Here is a 13950-nt window from a genome sequence, read left to right as displayed (position 1 = left end):
AAATGTAGTACCCTGAAGTAAACGGATCAATACCGCGGGATGTCAGTACCAGCCTACGGCGACCTGTGCCTCTTCCGACATGCGGTCCGGCGTCCACGGCGGATCGAAAGTCATGGCCACCTCGACGCCCGACACGCCTTCGACGGCGCCGACGGCGTTTTCGACCCAGCCGGGCATCTCGCCGGCTACCGGGCAGCCGGGGGCGGTCAGCGTCATCATGATCTTCACCATCCGGTCGTCTTCGATGTCGATCTTATAGATCAGACCGAGTTCGAAGATGTCGGCGGGAATCTCCGGATCGTAGACGGTCTTCAGCGCGCTGATGACGTCGTCGCTCAGCCGCGCCAGCTCATCGGCCGGGATACTGGAATGCACGATGCCTTCGCGCACGTCGATCTTCTGTTCGCTTTCGTCCAGGCTCATCACGGACACTCCTCAAGCAAAGAACTTGCGCGCATATTCAAGCGCATCGGCCAGGGCATCGACCTCGGCGCGGGTATTGTACATGCCGAAGGATGCACGGCATGTGGAGGTGACGCCGAAGCGTTTCAAGAGCGGCATGGCGCAATGCGTGCCGGCCCTGACCGCAACACCCTGCCGGTCGATCACCATCGAGACGTCATGGGCATGGATACCGGCAAGCTCGAAGGAAAAGATGCTTCCCTTGTCAGGCGCCGTCCCAAAGACACGTAGCGAATTGACGGATTTCAGCCGCTCGACCGCATAGGCGGCAAGATCGGCCTCATGGCGGGCGATCGCCTCGCGGCCAACCTTCTCCATGTAGTCGAGCGCATAGCCGAGCCCGATCGCCTGCACGATCGGCGGCGTGCCGGCCTCGAAGCGATGCGGCGGGTCGTTATAAGTGACCATATCCTCGGCGACCTCGAAGATCATCTCTCCGCCGCCCTGGAATGGCCGCATCTCAAAAAGCCGCTCCTTCTTGCCGTAGAGCACGCCGATGCCCGACGGGCCGTAGAGCTTGTGACCGGTCATGACGTACCAATCGCAATCGACATCCTGCACGTCGACAGGCAGATGCACGGCGCCCTGGCTGCCGTCGATCAGCACCGGGATGCCGCGCTCATGCGCGATCCGGCAGACTTCCTTGACGGGAACGATCGTGCCGAGCGCATTCGACATATGGGTGATGGCGACAAGCTTGGTGCGCTCCGTCAGGCTTTTCTCGAAATCTTCGATATGGAAGGCGCCTTCGTCATCCACGGGCACCCAGACAAGCTTGGCGCCCTGCCGCTCGCGGATGAAGTGCCAGGGCACGATGTTGGAATGGTGCTCCATGATCGTCAGGACGATCTCGTCGCCTTCGCCGATCTTCGGCATGCCCCAGCCGTAGGCGACAGTGTTGATCGCTTCCGTCGAATTCTTGGTGAAGACGATGTCGTTGACCGAGGGGGCGTTGAGGAAGCGGCGCACCTTCTCGCGCGCTGCCTCATAGGCGTCTGTCGCCGCATTCGAGAGATAGTGCAGGCCGCGATGCACATTGGCGTATTCATGCGAATAGGCATGCGAGATGGCGTCGATCACCACCTGCGGCTTCTGCGCCGATGCGCCGTTGTCGAGATAGACCAGCGGCTTGCCGTACACCTTCTCCGCCAGGATCGGAAAATCCCGACGGATGGCTTCGACGTCGTATTGCGTGGCCGGCACTATCTTGTCCATTGATATATCCGATCAGGCGTGCTTTTGGAGCCAGGCCGAAATCACGCCTTCCAGCGCCTCGACCAGGGCCTCGTCTTCCAGTTCCTCGACAATCTCGGCGACGAAGGCGTTGACGAGCATCGCCCGCGCCTTGTTCTCCGGAATGCCGCGCGCCATCATGTAATAGAGGTGATTGGCGTCGATATCGGTCACCGTCGCGCCATGGCCGCACTGGACGTCGTCGGCGAAGATCTCGAGCTCGGGCTTGACCGAGAATTCGGCATCGTCGGACATCAGCAGCGTGTTGCAGGCCATCTTGGCATCAGTCTTCTGCGCATCGGGCGCGACCCGGATCATGCCCTGGAAGACACCTTTGGCGCGGTCGAAGACGACGTTGCGGATCACTTCGGTCGAGCCGGTATTCGGCACGTCGTGGCCGAGCACCATCGTCACGTCGGTATGGCTGTCACCGCCGAGCAGGTTGATGCCGCGCAGCGTCAGGTCGGCGCCCTCGCCCGTCACCTTGATGTTAAGCTCCTGGCGCACCAGCTTGCCGCCGGCATTGATGACGAAAAGCCGGAGCTTGGCGTCAGCGCCGAGATCGATGCGGATCTGGCCGAGATGCGTATCGTCGGCTCCCTGCTGCTGCAGGATGATCCAGGTCAGTTCCGTGCCTTCGCCCACCGTGATGTCACTGACGTGGGACACGAGGGCCGCATCGCCTGATACCGCAAGGTGACGCTCGATGACGGTCGCCTTCACACCGGCACCAAAGGACACGGGAAGGCGGGTATGCGTCTGCCCGCCCGCATGGATGAACTGGATTTCGAGCGGGTTTTCAAGCTCGGTCTTGGCAGGCACGTCGATGACATAGCCGTCGCGCACGAAGCTGCCATTGATGCGGCCGACCGCGTCGTCGCTGCCGAGCGCATCCAGGCCGTCCGCGGCGGAGCCGTCGAGCAGATGTTCGGAATAGGGCGAAACGCCAAGACCATCGGCGGCAGCCTTCTGGTTGGAATGGCCCTGGATCACCGCCAGCACCGTGGCCTCGGCAACGAGCGGCTCCAAAGCGTCCGAGCCGGCATCACCCGCCTGCAACGGGACAGTGCGCAAGAGATTCTTGAGATCGGTATAGTGCCAGGCCTCGATCCGGCGCGTCGGCAAGCCGGCCTTCTTCAGGTCGTCGAGAAGCCGGTCGCGCAGTACTGTTACCGCGCCGTTGCCCGGCAGTTCACCGATCTGCTGGTTGAAGGCCTCGATCAGCGCCGCCTCGGCCGCGGTCAGGCGGCTTGTCGTCTGCATGTTCATGGACGTCGTCCTTTCCGCCCGAAACTCAGGCTGCCGCGCCGATGATGTCGGCATAGCCGTTGGCTTCCAGCTCATGCGCCAGCGTCTTGTCGCCCGACTTGATCACCTGGCCCTTGTAGAGCACATGGACGGTATCCGGCACGATATAGTCGAGCAGGCGCTGGTAGTGGGTGATGACGACGACGGCGCGGTCCGGTGAACGCAGCGCGTTGACGCCGTCGGCGACGATCTTCAGCGCGTCGATGTCGAGGCCGGAATCGGTTTCGTCGAGCACGCAGAGCTTCGGTTCGAGCAGCGCCATCTGCAGAATCTCGGCGCGCTTCTTCTCGCCGCCGGAGAAGCCGACGTTGAGCGGCCGCTTCAGCATCTCGGTATTGATCTGCAGCTTGCCGGCCGCATCCTTGACGCGGCGCATGAAATCCGGCGTCGTCAGCTCGTCCTCGCCGCGTGCCTTGCGCTGCTCGTTCATCGCGACCTTCAGGAACTGCATGGTGGCAACGCCCGGAATTTCGACCGGATACTGGAAGGCGAGGAAGATGCCCTTGGCGGCGCGCTCGGCTGGATCGAGATCGAGAATGCTCTCGCCATTATAGAGAATATCACCCTCGGTAACTTCGTAATCACTGCGGCCGGACAGCACATAGGAGAGCGTCGACTTGCCGGAGCCGTTGGGCCCCATGATAGCGGCAACTTCGCCGGCCTTCACCGTCAGGTTCAGGCCACGGATGATCTCGGTGCCATCTTCGGCGATACGGGCATGAAGGTTCTTAATTTCAAGCATCTTTGGTTCCTGCGTTTTTCTCTGCGCAGCTCACTAAGAGCCTCGCGTAATTTCTAAGGGACATCGATATGTTGCGCTCGGCGCTATCGAGCAAAAAAACGGACGACGCGGAAAACCGCGACCGTTACGAGCCCAACCCATTCGAGAAAATCCGAGATCCCCTGAATGATCTTTCCCGGTTTTTCCATGCGCTGCCGGAGAAACACATAAGGCTGCTCCGGCGGCGTTTCGGTCTCGTTTCTTAGCTCGCGGGGGCGAATTTTCGCCAATATCTCCCCGCGCATATTCGTCAGACGTTCAAGAATGCGCTTCTTGTCCGCTTCGCTCATGTCAGCCCACAGAGCCTTCCAGCGAAATGCTGATCAGCTTCTGCGCCTCGACAGCGAATTCCATCGGCAGTTCCTGCAGCACTTCCTTGACGAAACCATTGACGATCAGGGCGATCGCCGCTTCGGTCGGGATGCCGCGCTGCAGGCAGTAGAACAGCTGGTCCTCGGAGATCTTCGAAGTCGTCGCCTCATGCTCGAACTGCGCCGTCGAATTCTTCGCCTCGATGTAGGGCACGGTATGGGCGCCGCACTTGTCGCCGATCAGCAACGAATCGCACTGGGTGAAGTTGCGCGCATTCGATGCCTTGCGGTGAGCCGAGACCTGGCCGCGATAGGTGTTGTTGGAAACGCCGGCCGCGATGCCCTTGGAGACGATGCGGCTCGACGTGTTCTTGCCGAGATGGATCATCTTGGTGCCGCTGTCGATCTGCTGATGGCCATTCGAAACGGCGATCGAGTAGAATTCGCCGCGGCTGTCGTCGCCGCGCAGGATGCAGGACGGATATTTCCAGGTGATCGCCGAGCCGGTTTCGACCTGCGTCCAGGAAATTTTCGAGCGGTCGCCACGGCAATCGCCGCGCTTGGTGACGAAGTTGTAGATGCCGCCCTTGCCGTTCTTGTCGCCGGGATACCAGTTCTGCACCGTCGAATATTTGATCTCGGCATCGTCGAGCGCAACCAGCTCGACCACGGCGGCATGCAGCTGGTTTTCATCGCGCTGCGGCGCCGTGCAGCCTTCGAGATAGGAGACGTAGGCGCCCTCTTCCGCAATGATCAGCGTGCGCTCGAACTGGCCAGTGCCCTTCTCATTGATGCGAAAATAGGTGGACAGCTCCATCGGGCAACGAACGCCCTTCGGCACGAAGACGAAGGAACCGTCGGTGAAGACAGCCGAATTCAGCGTCGCATAATAATTGTCCGAGGTCGGCACGACCGAGCCGAGATATTTCCGGACGAGATCGGGATATTCGCGGATGGCTTCCGAGATCGACATGAAGATCACGCCGGCTTTCTTCAGCTCTGCCTTGAAGGTGGTGACGACCGAGACGCTGTCGAAAACGGCGTCGACGGCGATCTTCGGCTTCTCGACGCCGGCAAGAATCTCCTGCTCACGCAGCGGAATGCCGAGCTTCTCATAGACCTTCAGCAGCTCCGGATCGACCTCATCGAGCGACTTCGGACCCGGCGTGCTTTTCGGCGCGGCGTAATAATAGATGTCGTTGAAATCGATCTTGGGATAGTTGACGCGCGCCCAGGTCGGCTCTTCCAGTGTCAGCCAGCGACGATAGGCCTCGAGACGCCATTCCAGCATCCACACAGGCTCCTGCTTCTTCGCCGAAATGAAACGAATGATGTCCTCGGACAGGCCTTTCGGCGCCTTGTCCATCTCGATGACGGTCTCGAAACCGTATTTGTACTGGTCCACATCGATCAGGCGGACCTGGTCGATTGTTTCCTGCACGGCAGCCATCTCATTCTCCAATCTCGCCGGATACAAGGTCCGGCAGCTTGTAGTGTTTGGGCAATTGTCTTGCCCTTTATGTAAGAGGCCAAAAGGGACTTTTCAGCCCGATTGGCAAGCAGAAATTTGCGTTTCCGCAAGTTTTGACACAGGGCAAGCCGCCTCCCCAGCCGACCTGCGCCGGTTGGCGATCTTTGCGAAAGCCGCAATCGCCCTGTCGATATCCTCTTCGGTCGTCGAAAAGCCGAGCGAGATACGCAGCGCTCCGAGCTTGGCGTCACGGCCCATCGCCGTCAGCACATGGCTTTCGCCGAGCCGGCCGGATGAGCAAGCGGAGCCTGCAGAAAGGGCAACGCCTTCGAGATCGAAGGCGATCTGCCCGGTCTCAGCCTTCAGCCCCGGCAGGGTGAAGAAGATCGTATTGGCGACGCGCTCGCCGCCCTCGCCGTGGATCATCACGTCGGCTGCTACCTCACGCATGCCGGCTTCCAGCCGCTCGCGCAACGCGCCGATCGCCGCATTGCGCGCCTCGAGTTCGTCTGCCGCGGCTTCTGCCGCCGCGCCGAAGCCGATCAGCGCCAGCGAATTCTGTGTCCCTGAGCGGTGACCTCGCTCCTGTCCGCCGCCCTGGATCAGCGGCTTGGGCATCAGCGCCTCGCCCTGCGCAATGAGCGCGCCGGCCCCCTTCGGCCCGCCGATCTTGTGCGAAGAAACGATCATGAAGTCGGCGCCGATCTTGCCGATGTCGAGCGCGATGCGGCCGGCCGCCTGGACGGCATCGACGACGAAGAGGCCGCCATGGGCGTGGACGATCTTAGCCGCCGCCTCGACCGGCTGGACGATTCCCGTCTCGTTATTGACGAGCATGACGGCGACCATCGGCAGGCCGGCGGCCTTGTCATGGGCATCGAGCAGCTTGGAGAGTGCGTCGAGATCGACGACACCGGCTTCCGTCACCGGGATCTCCGTCATCTTGTCCCTGGCGAAGCGACCGCCTTCGCGCACCGCCGGATGCTCAATCGCCGAAAAATAAAGCTGGCCCAGCCGCAGCGGCGTGCGTCCCATGCGGAAATCCGGTGTCAGCGCCAGATTGGCGGCCTCGGTCGCGCCGCTGGTGAAGACCACATTGCCGGCATCGGTGCCGACAAGCGCCGCCACCTTGCGTCGCGCGCCTTCGATGGCGGCGCGGGCGGCGCGACCCTCTCCGTGCACGCTGTTCGGATTGCCAAACACGTCGATGGCGCGCATGATCGCTGCGCGTGCTGCGGGGTGCAGGGGCGCTGTGGCATTCCAGTCGAGATAAAGGCGTGGCGGCGCCATGATCTTCAGTCCTGCGCTTGACGAGCTTGCTTCAGCGGCCGCGGTTCATTTTTCTTGAAATTTCCGCCGGGCTTGCCTTATGACACGTTCCACGATGCGTGGATCGCCATGCAAGTTTCGAATTGTTCTAAACTGCGTTTTAGAAAAGCTGACAACACTAGTCAAGTCATGTTGTCGTCCAACGCAGCGCGAACGCGAAATAAAACCCGGAGTACCAATGCCCGAAGTTATTTTCAACGGCCCAGCCGGCCGTCTTGAAGGCCGCTACCAGCCCTCCAAGGAAAAAAGCGCGCCCATCGCCCTGATTCTGCATCCGCATCCGCAGTTCGGCGGCACGATGAACAATCAGATCGTCTATCAGCTCTTCTACATGTTCCAGAAGCGTGGGTTCACGACGTTGCGCTTCAATTTCCGGGGCATCGGCCGCAGCCAGGGTGAATTCGACCACGGCGCCGGCGAACTCTCGGATGCCGCCTCGGCGCTCGACTGGGTGCAGAGCCTGCATCCTGATTCCAAGACCTGTTGGGTCGCCGGCTATTCCTTCGGTTCCTGGATCGGCATGCAGCTCCTGATGCGCCGGCCGGAGATCGAGGGCTTCATGTCGATCTCGCCCCAGCCGAACACGTACGACTTCTCCTTCCTGGCGCCCTGCCCCTCCTCCGGCCTGATCATCAACGGCGAGGCCGACAAGGTGGCGCCGGAAAAGGATGTCAATGGTCTTGTGGAAAAACTGAAGACCCAGAAGGGCATCCTCATTACCCATCGCACCGTTGCCAACGCAAACCACTTCTTCAACGGTCAGGTGGAAACGCTGATGGGCGAATGCGAGGACTATCTCGACCGGCGCCTCAACGGCGAACTGGTGCCGGAACCGGCCGCCAAGCGGATCCGCTGACACCACGAAACCCAGGCCTCATCGATGCCGTGACGGCCCCGAACACAACCGGGCCGGATGTGCCAGAACAGATCACCTATCGTGTTGCAATCCATGTTGCAGTGCGGTAGGGTCCTCGCGATCCTAACAAAAGCGAGGTCCGCAATGACCAAGTCGTTCGGGGAAGTCCTGGATAAGTATAGGGGTATTGGTCCGGGGTTCGATTTTCTTCGAATAGGGCTCGCCTTTTCCATCGTATTGACCCATTCATTTTTGTTAACCGAGAACAATGACTTCATCAGGGGGTCGGTATTCTGGTTCACTGAATACGCTCTTGTTCCGATGTTCTTCGCCTTGAGCGGATTTCTGATCGCCGGCAGTGCACAGCGCCTCAGCCTCCGGAATTTCCTGATCAACCGAGGCTTGCGCATCGTCCCGGCCCTTGCGGTCGATATCGTCGTCTGCTCGTTGATTATCGGGCCGATCATTACGGTCGTGTACCACTCCGAATATTTTACCGATCAGCGGTTTTTCAAATACTTCCTGAATATCGTCGGCTGGATCCATTACGAGCTGCCGGGCGTGTTCCAGGATAATCCGAGCCAGCGTGTCAACGGCGCTCTCTGGACAGTTCCCTGGGAGATCTTCTGCTACATCATCATGTCGTTCCTGATGGTCAGCGCCATAGTGAAGACGCGCTACAAGCTGCTCGCGGTGACGATCGCCTACATAGCCATCGGCATTGTCGTACAGAAGATGCCCTATCTGTTGCCTGACTCGATCAAGCCGATCGCGCGCTTCCTGTTCATGAGCCGAGGCTCACAGCTGATAACGGCCTTTATGATGGGCATCGTCGCCTTTCAGTTCAAAGCGGTCATTCCGCACTCCCGCTGGCTGTTCGCCGCCGCCTGCCTGGTTTGCATCGTCGCCATTCTCACCCTGGACAGCCGGGCGACAGAGTCGGTGATGAACCGGCCCCTGGTCATCACCTCTCTCGTTTACATCACCGTCTTCGTCGGCCTGTCCGAGGTGCCCATCCCGGCCTTTTTCAGGAAAGGCGACTATTCCTACGGCGTCTATCTCTATCACGACCCGTTTTTGCAGATCTGGATCAGCTCGTTCCCGTCGGTTTTCCTCTATCCGAAATATGGTGCGCTGGCCCTCTATCTCGTCGGCCTGCCATCGGCTCTCGCCGTTGCGGTGCTGTCCTGGCATTTCATCGAGAAGCCGATCCTTGGCCTTCGCAAGAAATTTTCGTTCATCGCCCAGGTCAGGGGCGTCGAGGACGGCAATCAGGCTGGGCGCGAATCCCATGTCCGGCCGGTTGCCGTAAAGAGTTAGAGCTTTGCCGGCCGTTTATCGGCGGTGAGTTCGAAAGCCGTGTCCTGCACTCCATCAATCAGGATCGGCGCGCCTTCGCGCCTGCCGATTTTTCTGAGGGACATCATGCCCGTGCCAGCACACCGCCGCTGACTGGAGCCCCGACCCCCGTCGTGCCGGGAAATGTCAACGGCAGCCCTTCAAGCGACCGGACGGCGAGATAGGCCCAGGCCTCGGCTTCCATCGCGTCACCATCGAAGCCTGCCTCCTCGGCGGTCAACACCTTTGATCCCAGCCGTTCCGCCATGACCGAAAACTCCGCCATCAGGGTGGCGTTCAGGCGCCCTCCGCCGCAGACGATATAGATCGACGGTGTCTCGGGCAGGAAGTTGGCAGATTTGATGATCGACGCGGCGGCGACATGGGCCAGCGTCCGCGCGCCGTCTTCAAGGCTCGCCTCTTCGGGTCGAAGCGGCGCGAAATCACCGCGGTCGAGTGAACGGCGAACATTGCCGCGGAAGAACGGGCTTTGCAGATAACGCTCCGCCAGGCTGGCCACGACCTTGCCGCGGCCGCCGATCTCGCCGCCGGGATCATAGGTTCTGCCGGTCTGCATCTCCACCCACTGGTCGATCAGCGTATTGCCCGGACCGCTATCGAAGGCGGATATCCGGCCGTCCGTGCCGATAAAGGTCAGATTGGAGATGCCGCCGATATTGACGAAGCACACCGCCTGTCCCTGCTGTTGGAATTTTCCCGCAAGTGCGGCGTGATAGGCCGGCACCAGCGGTGCACCCTGCCCGCCATGGACCATGTCGTTGGCGCGCATGTCGTAGACCACCGATATGCCGGTTCGGCGCGCAAGTTCCGGGCCGTCGCCGATCTGGATTGTCAATCCCTCATCAGGCCGGTGAAGCACCGTCTGGCCATGGAAGCCGAGAACATCGACGCCAGCGGCAGAAAGCCCGAAACGCTCCAGGAATGCCGTTACGGCAGTTGCATGCCGCAAGGTCAGTTCAAGCTCGATGTCGCGAAGCTCGGCGGGGCGTTCGCTCCTGTTGCCCAGTGGACGTGCGATTTCCAGCGCCCGTTTGAGCCGCCCGCGAAAATCTGCGTCATAGGGCACGCCCATGAACGGTCCGCGCTCGATGAAGCCGCGACCGTCGGTCCTGATCAGCGCGACGTCGATTCCGTCCATCGACGTGCCGCTCATCAGACCGATCGCGGTCCTGATGACATCCATGAGGTTTCCTTCCCGCGATTCCCGGATGCACTTTTATAAAAACAGTGCTAAACGCGCCGCGACAGATCAACAACAACGAACTTGCGCGAGGCCCAGATGGGCGAGCGCAGATATCAAGAGACGAAGGCCATGTCCGAGTTCAAGTCCGATTTCCTCCGCACGCTGAAAGAGCGCGGCTTCATTCATCAGGTCTCCGATGAAAGCGGCCTCGACGACCTGTTCGCCAAGGAAACCGTGACGGCCTATATCGGCTTCGATCCGACGGCACCGAGCCTGCATGCCGGCTCGCTGATCCAGATCATGATGCTGCACTGGATGCAGAAGACCGGTCATCGCGCCATCTCGCTGATGGGCGGCGGCACCGGCATGGTCGGCGATCCCTCCTTCAAGGAAGAAGCGCGCCAACTCATGACCGTCGATACGATCGAAGGCAACATCGCCTCGATCAAGCGCGTCTTCTCCAATTACCTGAACTACGGCGACGGTCCGAAGGACGCGCTGATGATCAACAATGCCGAATGGCTGCGCTCGCTGAACTACCTCGAATTCCTGCGCGACGTCGGCAAGCACTTCTCGGTCAACCGCATGCTGTCCTTCGATAGCGTCAAGACGCGTCTCGACCGCGAACAGTCCCTGTCCTTCCTGGAATTCAACTACATGATCCTCCAGGCCTATGATTTCGTCGAGCTCGCCAAGCGCTACGATTGCCGCCTGCAGATGGGTGGGTCGGACCAGTGGGGCAATATCGTCAACGGTATCGATCTCGGTCACCGCATGGGGACACCGCAGCTCTATGCGCTGACGTCGCCGCTGCTGACGACGTCGTCGGGCGCCAAGATGGGCAAGTCGGCGACCGGCGCTGTCTGGCTGAACGCCGACATGCTCTCGGCCTATGATTTCTGGCAGTACTGGCGCAACACCGAGGACGCCGACGTATCGCGCTTCCTGAAGCTCTACACCACGCTGCCGATGGATGAAATCGCCCGTCTTTCGGCACTTGGCGGTTCGGAGATCAACGAGGTCAAGAAGATCCTTGCGACCGAGGTAACGGCGATCCTGCACGGCCGCGAGGCCGCTGAACAGGCCGCCGAAACGGCCCGCAAGACCTTCGAGGAAGGTGGCCTCTCGGAAAATCTGCCGTCGGTCGACGTGCCCGCCTCCGAGCTCGACGCCGGCATCGGCCTTCTGTCGCTGATCGTTCGCGCCGGCCTTGCCTCATCGAACGGCGAAGCCCGCCGTCACGTCCAGGGCGGCGCCGTCCGCATCAACGACGAGGCGATCAGCGACGAACGCAAGATGATCGGCAGCGGCGAAATCACCACCGACGGAGTCATCAAGCTTTCGCTGGGCAAGAAGAAGCACATCCTGATCCGCCGCGAGGCGTAAGCGGCTTCAATTCCGAACCGATATCAAAGCCGGCGCCCGCGCCGGCTTTTTCTTTGCCTCACTATTCGGGTCGGCGAGCAAGATCACTCAGCTCACCGCCGGTATTTCGGGTCATCTCGTCTGGTTTCTTAAGAAGATAGCCCGGCGGATCGACGCTTGAAGCGGGCTTCACCCGCGACCACCAGCTGATCGAGAAGATCGGCGGCGTCATTTCCGCGTCCAGAGGAACCATCAGGACGTGGTCGGAACGGATGACCGCCTCTTGCGATTTCAGCCGCACGCCCTTTTCCGCGGAAAGCGACACGTCGGGAATCGTGACGGCCATCATGGCGGCCGATGCGAAAGAAACTGTCCGGGCGCACTGCATGGCATCCTCCGACATTGCACCGGCCGTTGCTTCCTGGCCGGGACAGTATAGTACATCAGATTTTCCTAAAATAGGCAAAGTATCAATGCCGGATTTGTCAGCCTGGCTTGGAATTGGCTTTGTCTTGGAGGAGCCCACGCACTTCTCTACTGCGAAGCGCCACGACCCGCATAACGAATGCTTTGTCGGAACCTTTTCCGCCCGCCGGGATTTGCGACCAGATTGGATTGGAGCGCCGGCATGATCAACGACCTCTGGTATAAGAACGCTGTCATCTACTGCCGGTCGGTCGAGACATTCATGGACGCGAACGGTGACGGCGTGGGTGATTTTCAGGGCCTGATGCGGCGCCTCGACTATCTCTCCGGCCTCGGCGTGACGGCGATCTGGCTCATGCCGTTCCAGGCGTCGCCCGGTCGCGACGACGGTTACGACGTCTCCGATTATTACAATGTCGACCCGCGTTACGGCTCGCTCGGCGATTTCGTCGAATTCACCCACGGCGCCAAGCAACGCGGTATCCGCGTGCTGATCGATCTGGTGATCAATCATACATCCAGGGACCATCCCTGGTTCCAGGACGCCAGGAGCGATCCGCGCTCGCACTATCGCGACTGGTACGTCTGGTCGGAGAAAAAGCCCGCGAATGCCGATCAGGGCATGGTCTTTCCCGGCGTCCAGAAGACAACCTGGACCTATGACGACAAGGCGAAAGCCTACTATTTTCATCGTTTCTACGATCACCAGCCCGATCTCAATACCTCTCATCCCGAGGTGCAGGCGGAAATCCTCAAGATCATGGGCTTCTGGATCCAGCTCGGCGTCTCCGGTTTCCGGATGGATGCCGCCCCCTTCATCATCGCGACCAAAGGTGCCGACGTCGTCAAGCCTGTCGAGCAGTTCGATATGCTGAGGAAGTTTCGCGAATTCCTGCAGTGGCGCCTGGGCGATTCCATCGTGCTGGCGGAGGCCAATATCCTGCCGAAGGACAATTTCGAATATTTTGGCGATGACGGTGACCGCATGCAGATGATGTTCAACTTCCAGGTCAACCAGGCGCTGTTTTATGCTTTCGCCAGCGCCGATACTCGGCCGCTCAAGAAGGCCATGGAGGCCACGAAACCGCGCCCCGCGACCGCGCAATGGGGCCTCTTTCTTCGCAACCACGACGAACTGGATCTCGGCAGGCTGACGGACAAGCAGCGCGGCGCGGTATTCGCCGCTCTCGGACCCGAAAAGGACATGCAACTCTATGACAGGGGCATTCGCCGTCGCCTGGCGCCCATGCTCGGCGGCGATCGCCGCCGGATCGAAATGGCCTACAGCCTGCTGTTCTCGCTGCCTGGAACGCCTGTTATCCGCTACGGCGACGAGATCGGTATGGGCGATGATCTAAACCTGCCGGAGCGTGACTGCGCACGCACGCCGATGCAATGGTCGACGGAAGCGGAAGGCGGCTTCACCAAAAGTAAAAAGCTTGTCTCGCCCGTCATCAAGGACGGTCCCTATGGCTTCCAGCATGTCAATGTTGCCGAACAACGGCGCGATCCCAATTCCTTGCTGAACTGGACCGAGCGGATGATCCGGATGCGCAAGGAAGCTCCTGAAATCGGCTGGGGCGACTTTTCTGTAATCGACACCGGTGACGACGGCGTGCTGGCTCTTCGTTATGACTGGCGCGGCAATTCCGTGTTGATCCTGCACAATCTGCATGCGCAGCCGGCGGAAGTGACCTTCGATCCCGACATCGGTGAAGACGGACGACAATTGATCGATATTGCCGATGGCGCGAGCAGCAAGGCAGACGAGAAAGGATTTCATACCGTCATGCTCGATGCATACGGCTATCGCTGGTATCGCGTCGGCGGTCTCGACTATCTCCTCAGGCGCAAGGAGATCTAGGG

13 protein-coding genes and 1 pseudogene are annotated in these 13950 nt (G+C 60.3%); 4 read left to right on the top strand and 10 right to left on the bottom strand.

The window, feature by feature from the left end; genetic code table 11:
- Positions 1–42: 42 nt before the first annotated feature.
- The 7 genes from C3Y91_RS18275 to C3Y91_RS18245 form a co-directional block, all read right to left on the bottom strand.
- Positions 43–423: an SUF system Fe-S cluster assembly protein gene (locus C3Y91_RS18275; protein WP_003559708.1), complete on the bottom strand. Its 381-nt coding sequence runs from the start codon at positions 421–423 to the stop codon at positions 43–45.
- A gap of 12 nt (positions 424–435) precedes the next feature.
- Positions 436–1677, bottom strand: coding sequence for a cysteine desulfurase (locus tag C3Y91_RS18270; protein ID WP_168575661.1), 1242 nt, complete (start codon positions 1675–1677; stop codon positions 436–438).
- Positions 1678–1689: 12 nt separating this feature from the next.
- Positions 1690–2964, bottom strand: coding sequence for a Fe-S cluster assembly protein SufD (gene sufD, locus C3Y91_RS18265; protein WP_024321796.1), 1275 nt, complete (start codon positions 2962–2964; stop codon positions 1690–1692).
- A 25-nt stretch (positions 2965–2989) separates the two neighbouring features.
- Positions 2990–3745, bottom strand: a complete 756-nt coding sequence (gene sufC / locus C3Y91_RS18260; RefSeq protein ID WP_018483743.1) for a Fe-S cluster assembly ATPase SufC — start codon at positions 3743–3745, stop codon at positions 2990–2992.
- 83 nt (positions 3746–3828) lie between these two features.
- Complete coding sequence (locus C3Y91_RS18255; protein WP_011652133.1) at positions 3829–4074, bottom strand: hypothetical protein; 246 nt, start codon at positions 4072–4074, stop codon at positions 3829–3831.
- A gap of 1 nt (position 4075) precedes the next feature.
- Positions 4076–5545 carry a Fe-S cluster assembly protein SufB gene (gene sufB, locus C3Y91_RS18250; RefSeq protein ID WP_018483742.1) on the bottom strand — a complete coding sequence of 490 codons (1470 nt, stop codon included), beginning with the start codon at positions 5543–5545 and terminating at the stop codon, positions 4076–4078.
- Positions 5546–5638: 93 nt separating this feature from the next.
- Positions 5639–6856, bottom strand: coding sequence for a cysteine desulfurase family protein (locus C3Y91_RS18245; protein ID WP_024321797.1), 1218 nt, complete (start codon positions 6854–6856; stop codon positions 5639–5641).
- A 217-nt stretch (positions 6857–7073) separates the two neighbouring features.
- On the opposite strand from C3Y91_RS18245, the gene C3Y91_RS18240 reads away from it, so the two are divergent.
- A complete protein-coding gene (locus C3Y91_RS18240; protein ID WP_003540001.1) occupies positions 7074–7751 on the top strand; it encodes an alpha/beta hydrolase in 678 nt (225 codons plus the stop codon).
- Positions 7752–7895: 144 nt separating this feature from the next.
- Positions 7896–9071, top strand: a complete 1176-nt coding sequence (locus C3Y91_RS18235; protein ID WP_130661662.1) for an acyltransferase family protein — start codon at positions 7896–7898, stop codon at positions 9069–9071.
- Here the strand turns inward: C3Y91_RS18235 and C3Y91_RS37975 are convergent.
- A pseudogene (locus tag C3Y91_RS37975) lies at positions 9068–9169 on the bottom strand (GNAT family N-acetyltransferase); the annotation flags it as partial. The gene C3Y91_RS18235 and the pseudogene C3Y91_RS37975 sit on opposite strands and share 4 nt — an antisense overlap.
- Positions 9170–9174: 5 nt before the next feature.
- The gene (locus C3Y91_RS18225) at positions 9175–10293 is read right to left on the bottom strand and encodes an anhydro-N-acetylmuramic acid kinase (protein ID WP_130661663.1); all 1119 of its coding nucleotides are present in this window, start codon (positions 10291–10293) and stop codon (positions 9175–9177) included.
- 129 nt (positions 10294–10422) lie between these two features.
- On the opposite strand from C3Y91_RS18225, the gene tyrS reads away from it, so the two are divergent.
- On the top strand, positions 10423–11679 hold the full coding sequence (gene tyrS / locus C3Y91_RS18220) for a tyrosine--tRNA ligase (RefSeq protein ID WP_130655633.1): 1257 nt from the start codon (positions 10423–10425) through the stop codon (positions 11677–11679).
- Positions 11680–11740: 61 nt separating this feature from the next.
- Here the strand turns inward: tyrS and C3Y91_RS18215 are convergent, their stop codons facing one another.
- On the bottom strand, positions 11741–12061 hold the full coding sequence (locus C3Y91_RS18215) for a hypothetical protein (protein WP_080654769.1): 321 nt from the start codon (positions 12059–12061) through the stop codon (positions 11741–11743).
- Between the two features lie 225 nt (positions 12062–12286).
- Here C3Y91_RS18215 and C3Y91_RS18210 point away from each other — a divergent pair, with 225 nt between their 5' ends.
- Positions 12287–13948 (top strand): alpha-amylase family protein, encoded by a 1662-nt coding sequence (locus C3Y91_RS18210; RefSeq protein ID WP_168575660.1) that lies wholly within the window; start codon positions 12287–12289, stop codon positions 13946–13948.
- The last annotated feature ends 2 nt before the right edge of the window (positions 13949–13950 follow it).

The sequence above is a fragment of the Rhizobium ruizarguesonis genome, from assembly GCF_012349115.1.
In the GTDB taxonomy this organism is placed as follows: Bacteria; Pseudomonadota; Alphaproteobacteria; order Rhizobiales; family Rhizobiaceae; genus Rhizobium; species Rhizobium ruizarguesonis.
Note: the sequence above shows the minus strand (reverse complement) of the source record. Positions and strands in the feature narration are given on the sequence as shown.

Bases quoted from the DNA above. Each gene is read 5' to 3' on its own strand.
- C3Y91_RS18215 (WP_080654769.1), bottom strand. From the start codon at position 12,061: ATGTCGGAGGATGCCATGCAGTGCGCCCGGACAGTTTCTTTCGCATCG.
- sufC (WP_018483743.1), bottom strand. From the start codon at position 3,745: ATGCTTGAAATTAAGAACCTTCATGCCCGTATCGCCGAAGATGGCACC.
- C3Y91_RS18245 (WP_024321797.1), bottom strand. From the start codon at position 6,856: ATGGCGCCGCCACGCCTTTATCTCGACTGGAATGCCACAGCGCCCCTG.
- C3Y91_RS18235 (WP_130661662.1), top strand. From the start codon at position 7,896: ATGACCAAGTCGTTCGGGGAAGTCCTGGATAAGTATAGGGGTATTGGT.
- sufB (WP_018483742.1), bottom strand. From the start codon at position 5,545: ATGGCTGCCGTGCAGGAAACAATCGACCAGGTCCGCCTGATCGATGTG.
- C3Y91_RS18270 (WP_168575661.1), bottom strand. From the start codon at position 1,677: ATGGACAAGATAGTGCCGGCCACGCAATACGACGTCGAAGCCATCCGT.
- C3Y91_RS18210 (WP_168575660.1), top strand. From the start codon at position 12,287: ATGATCAACGACCTCTGGTATAAGAACGCTGTCATCTACTGCCGGTCG.
- C3Y91_RS18255 (WP_011652133.1), bottom strand. From the start codon at position 4,074: ATGAGCGAAGCGGACAAGAAGCGCATTCTTGAACGTCTGACGAATATG.
- C3Y91_RS18275 (WP_003559708.1), bottom strand. From the start codon at position 423: ATGAGCCTGGACGAAAGCGAACAGAAGATCGACGTGCGCGAAGGCATC.
- sufD (WP_024321796.1), bottom strand. From the start codon at position 2,964: ATGAACATGCAGACGACAAGCCGCCTGACCGCGGCCGAGGCGGCGCTG.
- C3Y91_RS18225 (WP_130661663.1), bottom strand. From the start codon at position 10,293: ATGGATGTCATCAGGACCGCGATCGGTCTGATGAGCGGCACGTCGATG.
- C3Y91_RS18240 (WP_003540001.1), top strand. From the start codon at position 7,074: ATGCCCGAAGTTATTTTCAACGGCCCAGCCGGCCGTCTTGAAGGCCGC.
- tyrS (WP_130655633.1), top strand. From the start codon at position 10,423: ATGTCCGAGTTCAAGTCCGATTTCCTCCGCACGCTGAAAGAGCGCGGC.